The organism is Rhizobium anhuiense bv. trifolii (assembly GCF_024346605.1).
Classification (GTDB): Bacteria; Pseudomonadota; Alphaproteobacteria; order Rhizobiales; family Rhizobiaceae; genus Rhizobium; species Rhizobium anhuiense.
This window is the reverse complement of the sequence record NZ_CP098804.1, coordinates 639257-657803: the sequence shown is the minus strand read 5'-3', so window position 1 is coordinate 657803 and position 18547 is coordinate 639257. Positions and strand designations below refer to the sequence as shown.

Here is an 18547-nt window from a genome sequence, read left to right as displayed (position 1 = left end):
ACCATTGCTTCGATCGATACAACTTGGCGCAGCCCTGTCGGCTTGCGCCTTGGGTCTGGCTTCCTGGAGCATCGAGACCGATCACTCCACGGAGCACACGCATGGCCTGTTCGAAATCCGCGAGGAGGCCAGGCGCTTCATTTCGCACGAGAACGCCAGGGGGGATCAGCAATGGGAAGTGCTGGAGCCCAATCTGAAGACGCTGGTTCCCCGATGTGCGGTCCCACTGGAAACACAGTGGACGCCGAAGAGTCTTGGCCGCTCGAAACCGAGCGTCATGGTGATATGCACGATCGCCGTGCCGAACTCTGTGATGAAACGCTGGGACGTACACGTCCCCGTGAAGCAGGAACCAAATCAGACGAAAGCCGCCACAGATCCCGCCTCCCCCTGAAAGAGCAGGCGTCCGAACGTGATTTGATATATCCGGATGAGATCACTGCGATTGCAACAGAGGCGACCAGACGTGAATGCATCGGTGGAATTGCGCTCCTACCCCGGACTCGACGATCGCATCGTGATCGTCCGGGTCGGCGACGAAGTGGATGCCGTGTTCGTCCGGACCGAGAGATTCAACGTCCTGATCGATACGCTCGGCACGCCCGAGCTGTGCCGGATGGCGCTGGATCTGCTCGAGGAAAGGGCCGAGGCTCGTCCGCTGGTCGTCGTCAATTCGCATATGGATTGGGATCATTTCTGGGGAAATGCCGCCATTGCCGGGCGCGCGCCGATTATCGCGCATGCCGCCGCGCTCGACCGTTTGCGCGACCCTTCCACACGAGAAGTCCTCAGCGACAAGGCGAGCCAGGAATCGCGATTTCGGAACGTCGACCTCATCGGTCCCGCTATTACCTTCTCAGGCTCGATGACCCTCAACGGCGGCGATCTGACGCTGGAGCTCATTCATACGCCAGGAAATACGCCCGACCATATCGTCATATGGATTCCCGAACTTCGCACCTGCCTGGCCGTCGACGCGGTGGAATACCCCATTCCCGAAGTCTGGAGCAGAACTGCTGGCGACCTTCGCCTGATCCGTTCCTCGCTCGAGCGCATACGCGACCTCAAAGCCAGACTGGTCATCCCTGCGCACGGCCACACGTACTCTCCTTCGGCAGTCGATGAGAACCTGGCCTATTTCCAGGCCCTGGCCGATCGTGTCGGCAGTTTGAGCGAAAGCCGGCTGGCGGATCAGCAACTCGGCAGCTCAAGCGGCCTGCGGCTGGAAGACTTCGTCCCCATCCCCGACGGAATGCCTTCCGACACGGTGACGTTCTACCGGAGCTGTCATGAGACAAACCTCGGCGCGACGGTCCAGGCCCATATCGAAAGACTGAAATCCGCGTAAAATATCTTTGGAGATCGCGAAGTGAAGCCATTGGAGGGCGGGCGAACCGCGCAGATCTGGCGTGACGGCGATACCGTCATCCGACCATCGGGCGCATGGACGCCGACGGTGCATCGGTTTTTACGCCATCTGAGGAGCAGAGGCTTTGCGGGAGCACCTGATCCCATTGAGATAACCGGCGAAAATCAGGAAGTCGTCAGCTATGTCGCCGGGCGTGTCTGCGAAGACTTGAACGATCCGTTTGTCGGATCGGAGCGCATGCTGGTTTCCGCAGCCCGGCTCCTGCGCGATTTTCATTCGGCATCTCAAGGGTTTCTGCAGAGGGATCGCGAGGTCCAGACATGGATGCTGCCGCCGCAAGAGCGGTGCGAGATCATATGCCACGGAGATTATGCGCCCTATAATGTCGCCACGGCAGAGCATGAGGCTGTCGGGATCATCGATTTCGACGCCGCCCATCCCGCGCCGCGCCTATGGGACCTGGCCTATTCGGTTTATCGCTGGGCGCCGCTCTCCGATCCCGCCAATCCGCATGTGCCATTCGACCTCGACGAACAACTGCGGCGGGCGGACATCTTCTGCATGGCCTATGGGGCGACGGCGGAGGAACGGCTCCAGCTCCCCGAAACGATCTGCCGGCGCCTTCAGGCGCTCGTCGATTTCATGCTGGCGAGCGCCTCAACCGGAGATGAGACATTCGTCGAGGACGTGAATGCAGGAGACGCCCGGCTTTATCTCAGCGATATCGACTATATCGGAAACCATCGGGATCGACTGCTGAAGGCGCTGTGCTGACGCGCCTCGCCAATGCAGACGTCCCGTCTGCCGCGTGTCCGCAGCGCCCACATATCTAGAGCCATTTCCTCCGACGGAAGAAAGTGAAGAGGAACAGACACAAGAAGGCGATGACGGCTAGCACGACGAAATAGCCATACTGGAATTTCAGTTCCGGCATATCGCTGAAATTCATCCCGTAGATGCCGGCGATTGCGGTGGGGACGGCGAGAATCGCCGCCCAGGCGGCGAGCTGGCGGGCAATCGCCGTCTGCTCCGTCTGGCCAATCATCACGCTGGCCTCGAAGGCGAAAGCGAGGACCTCGCGCAGCGCGTCGATATCCTCCTGGACCCGGCGCACGTGATCCGTTACATCGCGAAACAGCGACTGGAGCGTCGGATCCATGCCGGGAAGATCGATATGCTCGTAGCGCCGACAGACGTCTACCAGCGGGACCACGGCGTTGCGCAGCCGCAGCAGCTTACGCCGCAACAGGTAAAGCCGCTCGATGTCGGATTTTGCCAGCTGTTCGCGTAGCACCAGATCCTCGAGCTTCTCAACCTCCTCCTGCACGACCTCGATCACCGGCATGTAATTGTCGACGATGAAATCGAGGATGGAATAGAGAATGTAATTTTCGCCGTGGGCAAGCGCCGTGGGCGTGGCCTCGCATCGCTGCCGCACCGCAAGGTACGAGGACGAGTCTCCGTGGCGAACGGAGACGACATAGCCGCGACCGACGAACAGATGCGTTTCGCCGAAGACGATTTCGTCATCCTTCATATGCGCAGTCCGGGCGACGATGAACATCGCGTCCCCATAGATCTCCAGTTTCGGGCGCTGGTGGGGCTGTGCTGCGTCCTCGATCGCCAGCGGATGGAGATTGAACTCGGCCTGAACCTGGTGCAGCAGCACTTCATCCGGCTCGTGCAGGCCGATCCAGACGATGGCATTCTCCCGGCCTCGCCATTCGCCGGCCTCTTCGATCCTGATGTCCCGAATGCGTTGCCCATGCTGGTAAACGGCGGCAGCCACGACACCGGGCCGTTCAAACGGCGGCGATGCCGAACCGCTCCCTCCCCGCTTGGGAATACTGTCCAGATCCTTCAGCTGTTCCAATCCTGCCACCCTCCCATCCCTACGCATCACATATCCGCGGCCAACTCGTCCGCCGGCCGGGCGCGCAGCCGATCATAATGCTATTTGGCAAAACATGCATCATCTGCCTCGGTGGGGGCCTGACTTGGCGCTTTTCGTGACCGGACCCGGGCCGCGTCATGTGTCCGTGGATATATCGTCCCAGTCCTGATCCATGTAACCGGTCAGCCAGTTGAGGGCGTAATGCCGTTCGTAAACCACGCCCTTATCCAATCCGGCGGGTGGCTCTTCGCCCTTCAGCCGCGCGTTCACGGCGGCCCAATCGTAGCGGTAGACAAGGTCGGCGGCGTCGAGCAGCTCTTTCTGCGGGCGCAGCCTGGCACGCCGCATGAGCCCTTCCGTCCCCAGTTCGCGAAGCGTGTTCGCAATGAATGGCACATCGCAAATATGGTCGGGTCGCTCGAGGTCCGGCGAGATTCCGAGCGCCCACAGCATGACGTGGACACCCTCGTACCGCCAGGCGAAATTCGTCCGCTCCTGATCCGAAGGATCCGGATCGTCCATGAACGCCCGTTCCTTCGGGGTGAAAAAACTTGCGGCGTTAAACTGGCGGATGAGAGCCTGACCCATTGCGTGGTCGCCGGTCTCGCCTTTGACGGCAACGATTGCAAGGGCGATCGTGCGCTGAACGACAGCCTTGGTATTGCGGCGGGTGCTCTCGTTTTCGGGCTCGATGGTCGGCAGATGATCGATGGTCGGAACGCCTTCCGATCGAAGCTGGGCGATAGACCGGGCTTTACGCGCTCCCGCCTCGTCAGCGGGTTGCGAAACGGCTGCCTGCACCGGCAGGATCAGTGCGAGAAAGGCGGAAAAAATGCGCTTCATCATTATCTGGCTCCCAGCATCGCCGACGACGAATGGATAGCCATTTTCCAGTCTGAGCGGGATCCCGAGACCGAAGGCAGCGGCGATATTCCGGAAAACTGGTAAACGGCTTTTTTACATCCCGGAACAAATCGTTAAATTTTTTTCGATACAAAAGTTGTCAGCCAAACCGGTATGAGGCCGGACCTTCGATGGGGACTTTCAATGCGTCGTCCAAACATAAAATCGAGTTTGCTGTTGATTTTCAGCGGCATAGCTCTTCTTTTCGGCCTTGTCGCCTATCTCGCGGTCGACGGCCTTCGAAAGACGAACGGCTCCACTGAAGAAATTGCTGCCCATTGGCTGCCGAGCGTGCAGGCTTCGCAGGCGATCAATCTCGCCATGACCAATTTGCGCCTTGCCTATCGTGATCACATCATCGCGCAATCGGATGCGGAAAAGAAAACCCGCGAAGAGGCCATCAAAGTCGCCGAGGATACCGTCGGCAAATCGGTGGACGCCTATCTTTCGCTGGCTTCATCCGAGCACGAGCGCGACCTGATCAAGACGATCAAAGAGAGCGTTGGAGGCTACATCGCCAGCAGCTCGCAGTTGCTCGCCCTTTCCCGCGCCAACAAGACCGAAGAAGCCGGGCAATATCTGGGCGGGGAGATGCGCTCCTATTCGGACAAGCTCAAGGAAGCCACCACGACCCTGGTCGAATTGGACGTCAGCGGCAGCAACAAGGCTGCCGAACTCAGCGAGGAAACCTTCGACTCCATAGAATTCTACCTGCTTGCCACAATCGGCGTTGCAGGACTGCTCGTTCTCGGCGCCGTCGCCTTCGTGCTGACCGGCATCGCCAACCCGATTACCGGCATCACCGCCGCGATGCGGCGGCTGGCCGAGGGAGACACCGCTTCGAAGATTCCGTTTGCCGACCGCGCCGACGAAATCGGATCGATGGCGGGCGCGGTGGAGATCTTCCGCCAGGCCGCGATCACGAACAAGCGCATGGAAACGGAAGCCGAGGAAAGCCGCAACAGGGCGGAAGGCGATCGCATTGCCGCTCAGCAGCAGGCGGAAGCCGACGCCTCGGAGCGGCTGCGCATCGCCACCTCGGGTCTCGCCGCCGGTTTGAAGCGACTGGCCGCAGGCGACCTCGCCTTCCAGCTCAACGAGGCCTTCGCCCCCGACTTCGAGGCGCTGCGCCATGACTTCAACCAGTCCGTCAACCAGCTTGGCGCGACGCTGAGAGCAATTTCCGAAAGCATCGGCACGATCGACGAAGGCACGCGGGAAATCTCCTCAGGGGCGAGCGATCTTTCGAAGCGTACGGAACAGCAGGCGGCCTCGCTCGAAGAGACGGCGGCAGCGCTGGAAGAGATCACGGCAAACGTATCGAACTCCAGCAAGCGAACCGAGGAGACGCGTACGGTCGCCACGGAGGCAAATCGCAGTGCCGGGGTCTCCGCGGAAGTGGTCTCCCACGCCGAAGAGGCGATGGAGCGGATCGAGACCTCGTCGCAGCAGATTTCCAACATCATCAGCGTCATCGACGAAATCGCCTTCCAAACCAACCTTCTGGCGCTCAATGCCGGCGTCGAAGCGGCAAGAGCCGGCGAGGCCGGTAAGGGCTTTGCCGTGGTCGCCCAGGAAGTGCGCGAACTCGCACAGCGCTCGGCAAGCGCTGCCAAGGAAATCAAGGGCCTGATCCAGAACTCCTCGAAGGAAGTGGAAAGCGGCGTCAAGCTGGTGCGCGATACCGGCCAGGCCCTGAAGACCATTGGCGGCTTCATCACCCAGATCAATCACCATATGGATTCGATCGCCACCTCTGCGAAAGAGCAGTCCATCGGGCTGAGCGAAGTCAATGTTGCGGTCAACCGGATGGACCAGACGACGCAACAGAATGCGACCATGGTGCAACAGTCGACGGCGGCATCCGATTCGCTGGCGCAGCAAGCCCAGAAGCTTCGCGAACTTATCGCCCAGTTCAGGCTCGACGATGGGGCCTCCAGCCAGTCCGCAGCCCTTCGCTCGACGGCCAGAACGATGGGGCAGCCCTCTGCCCGTTCAACCATGCATGCGGTCGCCGCACGCCGCTAAAACACATGGCGGCAGGAAATCGGATATGAAAGGCGCCCGGCAATTGCCGGGCGCCTTTTCATTCGGTCATGACGCGAAGGCGGGATTGCGGCGCGCGCCCATTCTCAACACGAAATAGATCGCCCCGCCGATGGCGACGCCGAAGAACCAGCCGTAGGTGCCCCACCAGTCCGGAAGGATGGACGTGAAGGTCGGCAGGATCGAGGAGAACAGCGCCCCCACGGCAAATGCGACGAAGGCGCTGCCGTGCCATCCGCTCTGGAACCGGAACTCGCCATTCTCATGGTAGAGCGCCTCAACATTCAGCTGGCTTTTCCGGATAAGGTAATAGTCCACCATCATGATGCCGAAGATCGGCCCCATCGTCGATCCGATGAAATTGACGAAATGCGCCGCACCCGTCTCCCAGGGAGCAAACGGGTAAAGCACGAGAGCGATCAGGGCGGCGATATATCCCCCGCGTTTGAAGTTGATCTGCCGCGGGAAGACATTGGCGAAGTCGAAGGCCGGCGACACGAAGTTCGCGACGACGTTGATGCCGAGCGTTGCGATCGCAAATGTCAGCGCCGCAAGCAGCGCCAGGAACCAGCTGTCGAATTTCGCCGATATCATTTCGGGATGTAGCAAGACCTCGCCATAGACTGTGAAGGCGGCCGTGGTCGTAACACCCGCGACGAGGCAGAACGCCAGGAGATTGATCGGCAGCCCCCAGAGGTTGCCTTTCCGCAGCGCCTTTTCGCTCGTGGCATAGCGCGAGAAATCGCAGAAGTTCAGGTAGAGCGCCGCGAAATAGGTGATCCAGGTGGCCGCCACGGCGGCAAGCGCCGCGATCGAGCCGGGTTCACCCGGCACGCCGGCATCCTTGGTCTTCTCGATCAGCACTTCGCGCGGGATTTCGGAACCGAAAGAGAAGGTGCCGGATTTGACGACCAGATAGACTGCGAGGATCAGCATCATGATCCAGACGGCGGGACCGGCCCAATCCTGGAATTTGCGAACCGTTTCCATCCCCCGCTGGATGATCAGTAATTGCAAACCCCAGACGATGACGTAGCAGATGACTTCGAGGGTCGAGTGGCCGAGCAGGTGGCTGTTCTGATGGAAGGCGAGCAGGCTTTCGTTGCGGATCAGCAAGGCGACGATAGCGCCGGACGCGGCCGCGGTTTGCGCCCCATACCAGAAGCAGGCGACCACCGCGCGGACCAGTGCCGGAACATTCGCCCCGAATGTGCCGAAGGAGGCGCGCGCCAGAACCGGAAAGGGTACGCCGGTACGCACGCCGGCATTGCCGACCAGGCTCATCAGAAAGAAGATGACGAGGGATCCGATGCCGATGGCGATGACGAAATTGACGAAGCTGCCGCACAGCAGGAACAGGCTCGCCGCCAGATAATAGCCCCACAGGCTGTGGACATCAGATGTCCAGACATTGAAGATGCTGAATGCACCCCATTTGCGCTCCTCGGCGGGTGCAAGATCCTCGTTATACAACGAGGGAGACGGATTTCGTACGCTCATGAATGCCCTCCCATATCCTCGAGGTCAATTTGACCACAGGCGGAAGTCTGCTCTTCATTTGGGCATCTGACAATTTGATAGTCACATTGTACACATCTCTTGGCGATGCCTGAGGATTAGCCATCGCCGCCGGCTCTTGCTTCAGTCCATTCATTGCGCGCCGACGACACGTCCGGCCAGGCGAAACGGACTTGCCACCGCGGCGCCGGCGGCATCGAAGACATAGGCACCAACATCACCGGCGGTCGAACGCCGCCCGCTTTCGAAGGAGGCGAGCTGCGCGCCGAACTTGGCGAGCGATGCATAGCGATCATGCCCCAGCCCGTCGGAGGCCTGGATCGAAGTGATGTCGATGACCCGAAGCCTTTCCTTCAAGGCAGCCTCCTCGATGACGGGATCGTCGATATCGAGGCGCCCGACGCGCGGCCGCTCCCCCGCGATGAAACTCGAAGCCACGAGCGCCCGGTCGTCCTTCGATACGAGAAGGGATATCGGGAGCGGCATGCGCCCGATATCCTTCAGCTGGGATCGGAAGACATCGACGTCGATGTCAGGGGCGGCCAGGATTACCGCCAGCTTGGCGATGACGTCATCGCGATGTTCCAGCTTGAGCTGACGCACCGTTTCCATGACCAGGAACCCGCCCATGCTGTGGCCGAAAAGAATGATGCGTTTCACCTTCCCGGAAGCCGAAAGCGATCTGACGAGGGCGTCGAGGTCGCTGCGCGAGGAGAGCGCCGCATCCCGGTCGGCGACATAGCCGGCAACGGCCGCAGCCGAGGGCCAGGAAAACAGGATCGGTGCACCCGGAATGTTAGCGTCCGCGGCGATCTGGGCGGTGCGATAGAGCGCCTCCTGGTAGCTGTAGTTGTAGCCATGCACGAAGATGCCGACGGTGCCGTCGGGTTGCACGGAGGCGAGCGCCTGGTGCACGAAGGCGTCCTTCGGCAGCTGCTTGCGCTCGACGACCGCAAATTGGCGTTCGGGATCCGGTTTTGCGCTGGGGTAAGTGATGGCGGTATTCTTCCTGCCGGAAGGGACCGAAAATGCGTACTGCTCGTAGGTGAGATTGTCGGCCCATGCACTGCCGAAGCCGCCCCGCACACTGTCGGGGGTTCTGTTGGTCGCGGCAAGAACGCTCACGCGATCAGGGGCGACGTCATCCGCATGAGCGGCTTCATCGCGATGAACCGCCAGATGGACCGGGTTCAAGACCTCTGGCGAGGGCCTCGTGGCGCAACCGGCGAGCACTGCCAGACCGATCGTGGCCAGCATCGCCGGCGCGCCCTTCGGAAGCCATTTCAAACGCAGTTCCGTCATCGAGCCGTCCCCTCGGAGACCAGGAGATGCAGCGGCCGCCCTGGCGGCCGCATGCGATATTCGGGGACACGCGTGCTCATGCTTCTGCAACGGCGTCGGCCTGGACGTCTTCATCGCGCGGGATCCGGAACCAGGCGACATAGAGCGCAGGCAGGAACAGCAGGGTGAGCGCGGTGCCGACGACGATGCCGCCCATCATGGCGTAGGCCATCGGCCCCCAGAAGATTTCGCGCGAGATCGGGATCAGCGCGAGGGTGGCGGCGGCGGCCGTCAGCATGATCGGCCGCATGCGGTGTTCGGTGGCTTCGATGACCGCCTTCCATGGCGCCATTCCTTCGCTGCGCAGATGCTCGATCTGGACGACCAGGATAACCGAGTTGCGGATCAGGATGCCGATCAGCGCCAGCACGCCGAGGATCGCGACGAAGCCCATGGGGGCGTTGCTTAGCAAGAGTGCTGCGACCACGCCGATCAGGGCCGTCGGCGCGACGGCGAACACCAGGAAGAGACGGCTGAAGCTCTGCAGCTGGATCATCAGGATCGTCGCCATCGTAAAGAGCATCAGCGGAGCGACCGCAGCGATCGGCCCTTGGGCTTCCGCGCTGGATTCGACCGCGCCACCCACTTCCACCTTGTATCCCACCGGAAGGTTCTTCTGGAACTCCTCGACCTTCGGCTTCAGCTGGTCGACGATGGTGGCCGGCTGTGTCGAACCGATGACGGCAGCCTTGAGCGTGATGGTGGGTTGCCGGTCACGACGCCAGATCGTCGGCTGCTCGAGTTCGTAGCGGAAGTTCGCCACGGCCGAAAGAGGCACGACCTTGCCGTTGGAGGTGGAAAGCTGCAGGTTCTGCAGCGTCTGGATGGAGTCCCGTTCGGATGCCCTGGCTCGCCCGATGACGTTGACCAGATAGATATCGTCGCGGACCTGCGTTGCCGTCGAGCCTTCGACGATGCCGTTGAGGGCGGTGGCAATATCCTCCGAGGAAACGCCGAGCTGGCGCGCCTTGTCCTGCAGCACGTCGACCTTCACCACGCGGGACGGCTCGTTCCAGTCCAGGACCATGTTCGACAGCAGCGGATGCGAGCCGACGACGCCGGCAAATTGCTGCGAGATGTCGCGAACCTTTTGAATATCGGGGCCGCTGATCCGGTACTGAACCGGCTTGCCCACCGGCGGGCCGATGTCGAGAAGCTTCACGAAGGCGTCGGTGCCGGGGAAGGTTTTTGTCAGATAGTCCTGCAGCTCCGCCCGCACCTTGTCGCGCACGTCGAGCCCCTTCGTGACGATGATCGTCTGTCCGAAGGTGACATCGGGTGTCTGCACGTCGAAAGACAGGATGAAGCGGGGCGCACCCTGGCCGACATAGGTCGTCCAGTGATCGATATCCTTATTGTCGGCCAGCATCTCCTTTTCGAACTTGGCCATCTGCCTGTTGGTCTCGGCGATCGAGCTGTTGTGGGGAAGATTCCAGTCGATCACGAGCTCGGTTCTGTCCGAGTTCGGGAAGAACTGCTGCTGCACCAGCCCCATGCCGCCGACCGAAAGGCCGAAGACGCCGACCGTGAGGATGATGGTGACCCAGCGCCAGCGCATCGCCAGCCCCAGAAGCCAGGAGAAGATCGAGGCGAAGCGCCCCTTCTTCTCATGATGCGACTTCATGGTCTTCGGCAGGATCGTGACGCCGAGAAGCGGAGTAAACAACACCGCCACCACCCAGGAAACGATCAGCGACACCGCGATGACCACGAACAGCGTGAAGGTGAATTCGCCGGCGGCGCTGCTGTTGAGACCAACCGGAATGAAGCCCGCGACGGTGACGAGCGTTCCCGTCAGCATCGGAAAGGCGGTCGACGTGTAGACGTAGGTGGCGGCTTTCCTGAGATCGTCGCCCGCCTCCAGGCGGGCAACCATCATCTCGACGGCGATCATCGCGTCGTCAACGAGCAGTCCGAGCGCGATGATGAGCGCGCCGAGCGAGATACGCTGAAGCGAAATGCCGGAATATTCCATCACCACGAAGGTGATGGCGAGCACGAGAGGTATGGAGATCGCCACCACCATGCCGGCGCGAAGACCGAGACTGATGAAGCTGATGACGAGCACGATGACGATTGCTTCGAAGAGTGCGCGGGTAAAGCCGGACACCGCTTCGTCGACGACGGCAGGCTGGTCGGAAACGCGGTGGACGTCCACGCCGATCGGAAGATCGGCGACGACGCGCTTCATCTGTGCGTCCAGAGCCTCGCCGAACTCCAGGAGATTGGCGCCCTGCTTCATGCCGATGGCAAGCCCGATGGCGGGCTGGCTCTTGAACCGGAACAGCGACGAGGGCGGATCGACGTAGCCGCGTTTGATCGTGGCGACATCGGTCAACGGGAAGAAGCGGTCGTTGATCCTGAGGTTGATCGTCCGGAGGCTTTCCTCGGAGGTGAACTGCCCGCTCACCCGCAGGGCGATGCGCTCCGGCCCGGCATCGACGAAGCCGGACTGGGTGACGGCGTTCTGCGCCTGCAGGGTCTGGATGACTGACTGCTGGTCGATGCCGAGTGCTGCGATCTGGCGCGTGGAGAATTCCAGATAGATCGCCTCGTCTTGAGCGCCGATCACATCGACCTTGCCGACGTTGGGCACGGTCAGAACCTCGGAGCGGGCATTTTCGACGAGATCGCGAAGCTGCCGCTGGGTCAGTCCGTCGCTCGTGAAGGCATAGATGTTGCCGAACACGTCGCCGAAGCGATCGTTGAAGAAGGGACCGACGACCCCGCTCGGGAAATCGCCCTTGATGTCGGCGATCATGTTGCGGATGCGCAGCCAGGTCGGTGCGACATCCCTGGCCTTGGTCGTCGGCAGCAGTTCGACGAAGACGGTCGTCTGGCCGGCAACGGTCTCGCTCTTGGTGTAGTCGAGCGATTCCAGTTCCTGGAGCTTTTTCTCGATCCTGTCGGTCACCTGCCGCGTCACCTCTTCGGCGGACGCGCCGGGCCACTGGGCGGTGATCACCATCGTCTTGATCGTGAAGTTCGGGTCTTCCTCGCGGCCGAGGTTCAGATAAGAGAAGGTGCCTGCGAGAATGAAGACGATCATGAAGTACCAGACGAGCGAACGGTGTTCGAGCGCCCAGTCGGAAAGGTTGAAGGACTTCACTGGCTGATCTCCTGGTCGATCCTGATGGTCTGGCCATCTTCAAGTTTATGCACGCCTGCCACGACCACCCGTTCTCCAGCGGCGATCCCTTCGGTGACGCGGACGGTACCGCCGTCTTCGACGTCGCCGTCGATCGTCACGCGGCGCAGCGATACCTTTTTGGCCGGCGCGTCGACGATCCAGACGCTCGGGCCGTCGCTGCCGACAAGGATGGCAGAGGAAGGCAGAACGATCTGCGGATCGGCGGCAATGGTTGCCGAGGCCGAGATGACGGAGCCGAGCCTGAAAGTTTCAGGCGGATCGCTGAGCGCGATCTTGGTTCTGCTCGTGCGGGTGGCGGTCTCCGCCTCCGGCGCGATCTCGCGCACCACCCCGGATGTGCGGATGGTCGGATCGAGCTGCAGCGTCACTTCGAAAGGCGCGCCGATTTTCAGTTTCTGGGCGGCTGCCTGTGGCACATCGACCACGGCGTCGCGCCTGTCCGGCCGGGCGATGGTCACGACCGTCTGGCCGGCCGAGACGACCTGTCCGACCTCGGCCGAGGTCGCCGTCACCACGCCATCGAATTCCGCCTGAAGCTGCGCGTAGCCGAGCTGCTCCTTGGCCTTGTCGAGGTTGGCCTGCGCCTTGGCCACGGCGGCCGCGGCCGTCCGTCTCGCCTGCTCGGCCTCTTCGAGCGAGGCTTCCGTGCCGGAACGCGACTCCACCAGCGCCCGCTGGCGCTGCTCCGTGGTCACCGCGTTTCTGAGCTGGGCGTCGCTGTTCTCCACGTCCGACTGTGCGTTACGCACGGCAAGCTCCAGCGCCAGCGGATCGATGGCGGCGACGACGTCGCCCCGCTTGACGATATCCCCGACATTGACATTGCGGGCGATCATCCGCCCGAGAATCCGGAAGCCGAGTTCGGTCTCGATCGTCGGTTCGATCGTGCCGGTCAGGCTGAGGCTCGAAACGGACGTCTGTTTGACTGTCATCGACAGCACGGGACGGGGCGCATCCTCCTTGCTTTCCTCCTGCTTCGTGCAGGAGGAAATCAGGGCCGTACCCATCATCAGGGCGACTATCTTGGGACGAATACTCACTTGGAAGCTTCCTTGACATAAGACACGATTTCAGCCGGCCTGAGGAACTTGGTCCCGTCGGTCACCACGACGTCACCCGCCGACACGCCTGATTTGACGATGAAGCTGCCGGTCTCGTAGCCGGCGACATCCACAGCCCTTGCCGAAACCGCGGAGGATGCGGGATCGACGATCCAGACGGCCGGCTTGCCGTCCTTGGACGTCATGGCGGACCAGGGAAGCTGGATGACGTCCTGCGAGACGTAATTGAATCTCCCGACGACGGGAGCGCCGAGGGGAATGGGCGCGTCGCTCGATATCGCAACCTTGACCTTGATGGTTCCGGTGGAGGAATCGATGGTCGGCGAAATCTCGCGCACCTTCGCCGCGATCTTCTGTGAAGGGTCCGACAGAAGGGTCACAGTTCCGTCGCCGTCGATCGGGCGTAGGAACGCGCTTTCGACCACCTCGAAGACGGCATCCCGGTCGCCGTCATGGGCAAGGGTGAAGACGACCTGCGCGGCCTGCGCCACCTGCCCGACCTCGGCATTGCGGGCGGTGATCATCCCGTCGGCATCCGCCTTCAGCTCCGTGTAGGACAAAGTGTCCTGAGCCGTTTCCAACAGCGCCTGCGCCGACTTCGTCGATGCCTGCGCGGTCAGAAGCGCCTCCTGCGCCTGGTCGAGCGCCGCGCGCGTCGTCACCTGCGTTCGAAACAGGCTCTGCTGGCGGTCATAGGCGAGCTGTGCCTGGGTCTGCTGGGCTTCAGCCGACTGAAGATTGGCAGCCGCCACATCCAGTTCGGCCTTCTGCTCTTCCGGATCGATCCGCGCCAGCAGCTGCCCCGCCTTCACGGACTGTCCGACTTCCACCAGCCGTTCAATGATCTTGCCGCTGACGCGGAAGGACAGATCGGTCTGGACACGTGCGCGGACTTCTCCGGTGATCGCGCCGCCCTCAACCAGCGGCTCGGGTTTGGCGACGACGACGGTGACCTGCCGCGGGGTGGACTCAGTCGGCCCGCCCGCATCGCTGCATGATCCGAGACCGATGGCGCATACGATCGCTGTGGCGACCAGAATGGTTCTCATAGTTGACCTCTTGCTCTCAACGGCAGCTGCTATATAATTGACTGACGCATTAGTCAATGAAACTTTGTGCCGCAGGGGACGAGCCGCGCACGACACGGGAGGCAAGGAAAAAAATGACAACTCCGAAGAAACTCACACGCGCGGAACAGAAAGCGCTGCGGCCCATCCAGATCCTGGATGCGGCCTTCGAAGAATTCGTCAGAAGCGGTTTTTCGGGCACGCGTGTGGAAGACATCGCCGAAAGGGTCAACGTCACCAAAGGCACGGTCTATGTCTACTTCGAGACGAAGGAGAAGCTTTTCGAAGCGATGATCCACCATTTCTCCGTGCCGTTTCAGGAGTTGCTGGAGACGGCCGAGGGCCTCAGCGGCAGCGCTACCGACAGGCTGCTTTCCATTCTCGGCCTGCTTTACGAGCAAATTGCCGAGGATCGCACGACCCGCGAATTGACGCGGCTCGTCATATCCGAAGGGCAGCGGTTTCCCGACCTGATCGACCGCCACCATGATGAGTTCATTGCGCCGATCATCGCCAAGGTCGACGGCCTCATTCTGGAGGGCGTGGCGTCGGGGGAATTTCGGGCAATTCCGGTGGAATTCTCCGACATCGTGGTCGCACCCATCCTGACGACGACGGTTCTCAGGCTTATATTCGACGACCGCCGCGAGCCGCCCCCCAACAAGGAGGCCTTCCTGCGGGCCTATTTCGACCTGCTGCTGCACGGCCTGCTGGCCAAGCCTCACTGATCACAGAATGACGAAAATACCGCGCAAAGCGCATAGCTTTTCTCAAGTTTTTATGTGAAAACATCGAGTTAGCGATGCCTTCGAAGGCATAGCCTCAATTCGTGACGGAAAAAGTGGAACGCAAAGTCAATCTCAAGGATGTCGCGCGCGATGCCGACGTGTCGCTGAGCACGGCCTCGCACGCGCTGAACGGAACCGCGCCGCTGACGATCGAGGTGCGCGCGAGGGTTCTCGACTCGGCCAAACGCCTGGGTTACCTCGACCGCCGGAGGAAGAAGGCGACGATCGCGGCCTTGCGCGTTCTGCTGCTTGCCATTCCCGACGACGCCGCGCCGCAGAGCGATCTCAACCTGGTGAGCTGGACGATCCTCAACGGCCTTCGACGGGAGTGCGAGCGCCGCGGCATCAGGATCGTGCCTTTCGTCAGCACCGGCCGACGCATCGACGGCGCTCAGGTCAGGCAGATCGCGCTCACGGAGCGCGCCGACGGCATCGTGATCCTGAACGACGATCAGCCGGAACTGATCCGAAGCCTCGCCTTCCCCGACATGCCCGTCGTCCTCGTTAACGGCGAGGATCCAGCCATGCTGGTCGATACGGTCACGCCCGAAAACCGTTTCGGCGCGCGGCTCGGCATCGAGCACCTGCTGGGGCTCGGGCATCGCCGCATCCTGCACCTGACCTGGAAGGGCCGCACCACGATCCAGCGCCGGTATGACGGCTTTTCCGATGCCTATCTCGCCGCTCAGCTTCCCGTGCCGGAGGATATGATCGTCGAGGCCGAAGGATATGAGCCGAGGCATGGCGAGGCTGCCATCAACGCGCTGCTCGACCGCGATCCCACGATGAAAGGAGCGACGGCCGTCTTCTGCGCCGCCGACAATCTGGCGCTCGGCTGTTTGAAGGCCTTGGCCGATCGCGACATCCGTGTGCCCGAAGCGATTTCCGTCCTCGGCTTCGACGACATCGTCCCCGGCGAATTCAGCCGTCCGCCGCTTTCGACGATCAGCGTTCCCACCGACAGGCTCGGCGCCGCCGCTTTGGCGCTCATCGAGCAGCGGCTGATCGCCAACGACCCGCAGCGGCCGGCCCATCGCCTGGAACTCGGATGCCATCTCGTCTTGAGGGGTAGCGTCGCGCCGCCGCGCTAATGTCTAGTTCCGGGCACTAGGCTGAATTCCCGGCATTTTCGTAAAACGGAATTGGAGAGATCCAGGCGATCACGTGCGAACCTCTGTGCCTAGGCGACGGTGCGTGTCGCTCGAAAAATGGCCGGCCGCCTTGGGGGCCTCGCACAACAAAGACCGAAGCGCGCCGCATGAAACAAGTTCAATGCGACGCGCTTCAGTCGGGAGGAAGACGCAGTATGGGTTCTCCGACGGGGCGAGGAGATCTTTCTCCCCGCCTTGCCGTTCACTTCATCCCTGTTCCGGCAATGCCTGTGGTGATGTACTTCTGCAGGAACAGGAAGACGACCGTGACAGGCAGCAGGCTGAGGAACGTCATTGCCAGGATATAATGCCACTGCACAGAGAACTCGCCCTGGAACGCGTTCAGACCGACCTGCAGCGTGAAATTCTCGCGGCTGTTGAGGACGATGAGCGGCCAGAGGAAATCGTTCCAGCGCCAGAGCACGGAAAAGATCGCCAGCACCGCCAGTGCCGGCGCCGTCAGCGGCAGGATGATACGCCAGAAGATGCAGAATTCGCTCGCCGCATCGACGCGCGCCGCCTCTATCAGCTCATCGGGTATGGTCAGCATATATTGCCGCAGCAGGAAGACGGCGGTCGGAGAGGCGACCGTCGGCAGGATGACGCCCCAGAGATTATCGGCGAGCCCGACCCCGACGATAACGAGATAGGCCGGCACCATGACGACGGCGAGCGGGATCATCAGGGTTGAAATGATGATGACGAAGACCGCGGTGTCGCCTGCAAATTTGTATTTCGACAGGGCAAAGGCCGCCATGGCGTTGACGATCAGCGTCAGCAGCGTTGCGACGAAGGTGACGAAGACCGAATTCTTGAGGAAGGTCAGGAAGTTGAAGCGCGTCAGCGGATCGGTGTAATTTTCCGTGGCGACCGTCAGCTTCTGCACCGGCGTCAGCCCCTTCACGTCGACGCTGACGGGCTGTCCCGGATTTGCGGGGTCGACCATCTGGGCCTTGAGGCCGATGCGCCGGACCATGGCCATTTCGCGCTGTTGGCCGTCAACGGTGACCTGCCAGAGGCTGAGCGGCTTGTCGAAGCCGGGTACGGTCTGCTCCACGGCGGCCCGGGGAAGCAGGGTCGGTGGAAACCGGGTAATTTCGGCCGCCGGCTTCAGCGAGGAGAGGCCCGCCCAGAGGACGGGAACCAGCACCACGAAGGTTCCGCCGATCAGCCAGACCCATGACAATATGTCGGTTATATCGATGCGTCCGGCCCGGCGGGTGCGCGTGAGAAAACTGATCGGATTCATACGGCTGTTCATCTCAGGACTCCATTCGCTTGCCGATGCGCAGCTGTATGAGGGTGAGGACCAGAAGCACCAGCCCCATCAGAACCGATGCGGCGGATGCGAGACCGAAGAGACGGAGATCGCTGCCGAATGCCATCTGGTAGATATATTGCACGATGAAGCTGTTGGCCGTGCCGGGACCGCCGCCATTGGTCAAAACCCAGGCCTCGTCGAAGATCTGGACCGATTTGATCATCAAAAGAATGAACACGACCAAGAGATTCGGGGCCAGCAGGGGAAGCGTGATCCTGAAAAGCGTGCGGCGCGGTGAAGCAGCATCGATGGAGGCAGCCTCGTAAAGCTCCTTCGGAATAGCCTGAAGGCCGGCGAGCAGGATGAGGGTATAAAAACCCATGTGAAACCAGACCGAGACCACGACGACGAAGAAGCGTGACCAGCCGACGTCGAGCAGGAAGATCTCAGGGGGAACGCCGATCATCTGGAAGAAGGCGTTCAGGAGCCCGTTGCGATCGAGGAACCATTTCCAGATGAGGCCGATGACGACGGGAGACAGCAGAACGGGATAGAAAAACATCGCCCGGAAGAAGCCGCGCGCGACAATCGCCCGATTGAGGATCAGTGCCGTGATCAGCGCCACCAGCAAGGTGGCGACGACATTGAGGGCCACGAACCAGAGCGTGTTCCACACAGCCGTCCAGAACAGCGATTCCTGGCAGGTTCCCGGCTGCAGATAATTGCCGCAGGAAAGCAGTGTGCGGAAATTATCCAGGCCGACGAAGGGCCGCTCCGAGACGAAAAGGTTCGTGCCGCCGGTGAAGGCGTAACCGATCGCGATCGCGATGGGAAGGAACGTGAAAATGGCGAACAGAACGAGGTTCGGCGCCAGGAACAGCCATGGCATGCGTTTGCGGCCGAAGATGCGCTCGACCACATTCATCGGGGCTTCGACCACCCGCATCGCCGTTTCGCCTGCCTGGGACAGCAATGCACCTGCCTTGAGCGCCGCCAT

General features: G+C 61.5%; 15 protein-coding genes. 6 read left to right on the top strand and 9 right to left on the bottom strand.

Annotated features, from left to right (window positions below; translation table 11 throughout):
- Positions 1-4 precede the first annotated feature (4 nt).
- The 3 genes from NE851_RS34750 to NE851_RS34740 all read left to right on the top strand — a co-directional run bounded on the left by NE851_RS34750 (position 5) and on the right by NE851_RS34740 (position 2143).
- Positions 5-394 (top strand): hypothetical protein, encoded by a 390-nt coding sequence (locus NE851_RS34750; protein WP_254962694.1) that lies wholly within the window; start codon positions 5-7, stop codon positions 392-394.
- Between the two features lie 72 nt (positions 395-466).
- Positions 467-1348, top strand: a complete 882-nt coding sequence (locus NE851_RS34745; protein WP_254962534.1) for an MBL fold metallo-hydrolase — start codon at positions 467-469, stop codon at positions 1346-1348.
- Between the two features lie 21 nt (positions 1349-1369).
- Positions 1370-2143 carry a phosphotransferase gene (locus NE851_RS34740; protein WP_097543739.1) on the top strand — a complete coding sequence of 258 codons (774 nt, stop codon included), beginning with the start codon at positions 1370-1372 and terminating at the stop codon, positions 2141-2143.
- Positions 2144-2198: 55 nt separating this feature from the next.
- Here the strand turns inward: NE851_RS34740 and NE851_RS34735 are convergent, their stop codons facing one another.
- Both NE851_RS34735 and NE851_RS34730 read right to left on the bottom strand, forming a co-directional pair.
- The gene (locus NE851_RS34735) at positions 2199-3242 is read right to left on the bottom strand and encodes a magnesium and cobalt transport protein CorA (RefSeq protein ID WP_047618872.1); all 1044 of its coding nucleotides are present in this window, start codon (positions 3240-3242) and stop codon (positions 2199-2201) included.
- Positions 3243-3398: 156 nt separating this feature from the next.
- Positions 3399-4109 carry a DUF4272 domain-containing protein gene (locus NE851_RS34730; RefSeq protein ID WP_097543738.1) on the bottom strand — a complete coding sequence of 237 codons (711 nt, stop codon included), beginning with the start codon at positions 4107-4109 and terminating at the stop codon, positions 3399-3401.
- Positions 4110-4310: 201 nt separating this feature from the next.
- Between NE851_RS34730 and NE851_RS34725 the strand changes: the two genes are divergently transcribed.
- Positions 4311-6194 carry a HAMP domain-containing methyl-accepting chemotaxis protein gene (locus NE851_RS34725; protein WP_254962533.1) on the top strand — a complete coding sequence of 628 codons (1884 nt, stop codon included), beginning with the start codon at positions 4311-4313 and terminating at the stop codon, positions 6192-6194.
- Positions 6195-6260: 66 nt separating this feature from the next.
- Here the strand turns inward: NE851_RS34725 and NE851_RS34720 are convergent, their stop codons facing one another.
- The 5 genes from NE851_RS34720 to NE851_RS34700 all read right to left on the bottom strand — a co-directional run bounded on the left by NE851_RS34720 (position 6261) and on the right by NE851_RS34700 (position 14332).
- A complete protein-coding gene (locus tag NE851_RS34720) occupies positions 6261-7712 on the bottom strand; it encodes an NCS1 family nucleobase:cation symporter-1 (RefSeq protein WP_183845424.1) in 1452 nt (483 codons plus the stop codon).
- Between the two features lie 150 nt (positions 7713-7862).
- The gene (locus tag NE851_RS34715; RefSeq protein ID WP_047618867.1) at positions 7863-9032 is read right to left on the bottom strand and encodes an alpha/beta hydrolase; all 1170 of its coding nucleotides are present in this window, start codon (positions 9030-9032) and stop codon (positions 7863-7865) included.
- 76 nt (positions 9033-9108) lie between these two features.
- Complete coding sequence (locus NE851_RS34710) at positions 9109-12180, bottom strand: efflux RND transporter permease subunit (RefSeq protein WP_254962532.1); 3072 nt, start codon at positions 12178-12180, stop codon at positions 9109-9111.
- A complete protein-coding gene (locus NE851_RS34705) occupies positions 12177-13262 on the bottom strand; it encodes an efflux RND transporter periplasmic adaptor subunit (RefSeq protein ID WP_029868245.1) in 1086 nt (361 codons plus the stop codon). Before NE851_RS34705 ends, NE851_RS34710 begins: the two co-directional genes overlap by 4 nt.
- On the bottom strand, positions 13259-14332 hold the full coding sequence (locus NE851_RS34700; RefSeq protein WP_047618862.1) for an efflux RND transporter periplasmic adaptor subunit: 1074 nt from the start codon (positions 14330-14332) through the stop codon (positions 13259-13261). The genes NE851_RS34705 and NE851_RS34700 overlap by 4 nt, the downstream gene beginning before the upstream one ends.
- Before the next feature lie 113 nt (positions 14333-14445).
- Here NE851_RS34700 and NE851_RS34695 point away from each other — a divergent pair, with 113 nt between their 5' ends.
- Positions 14446-15078, top strand: coding sequence for a TetR/AcrR family transcriptional regulator (locus NE851_RS34695; protein WP_047618973.1), 633 nt, complete (start codon positions 14446-14448; stop codon positions 15076-15078).
- Between the two features lie 101 nt (positions 15079-15179).
- Positions 15180-16229 (top strand): LacI family DNA-binding transcriptional regulator, encoded by a 1050-nt coding sequence (locus NE851_RS34690; RefSeq protein ID WP_254962530.1) that lies wholly within the window; start codon positions 15180-15182, stop codon positions 16227-16229.
- Positions 16230-16491: 262 nt separating this feature from the next.
- Here the strand turns inward: NE851_RS34690 and NE851_RS34685 are convergent, their stop codons facing one another.
- Positions 16492-17538, bottom strand: a complete 1047-nt coding sequence (locus NE851_RS34685; RefSeq protein ID WP_174824483.1) for a carbohydrate ABC transporter permease — start codon at positions 17536-17538, stop codon at positions 16492-16494.
- Between the two features lie 13 nt (positions 17539-17551).
- The gene (locus NE851_RS34680; RefSeq protein ID WP_063473552.1) at positions 17552-18547 is read right to left on the bottom strand and encodes a carbohydrate ABC transporter permease; all 996 of its coding nucleotides are present in this window, start codon (positions 18545-18547) and stop codon (positions 17552-17554) included.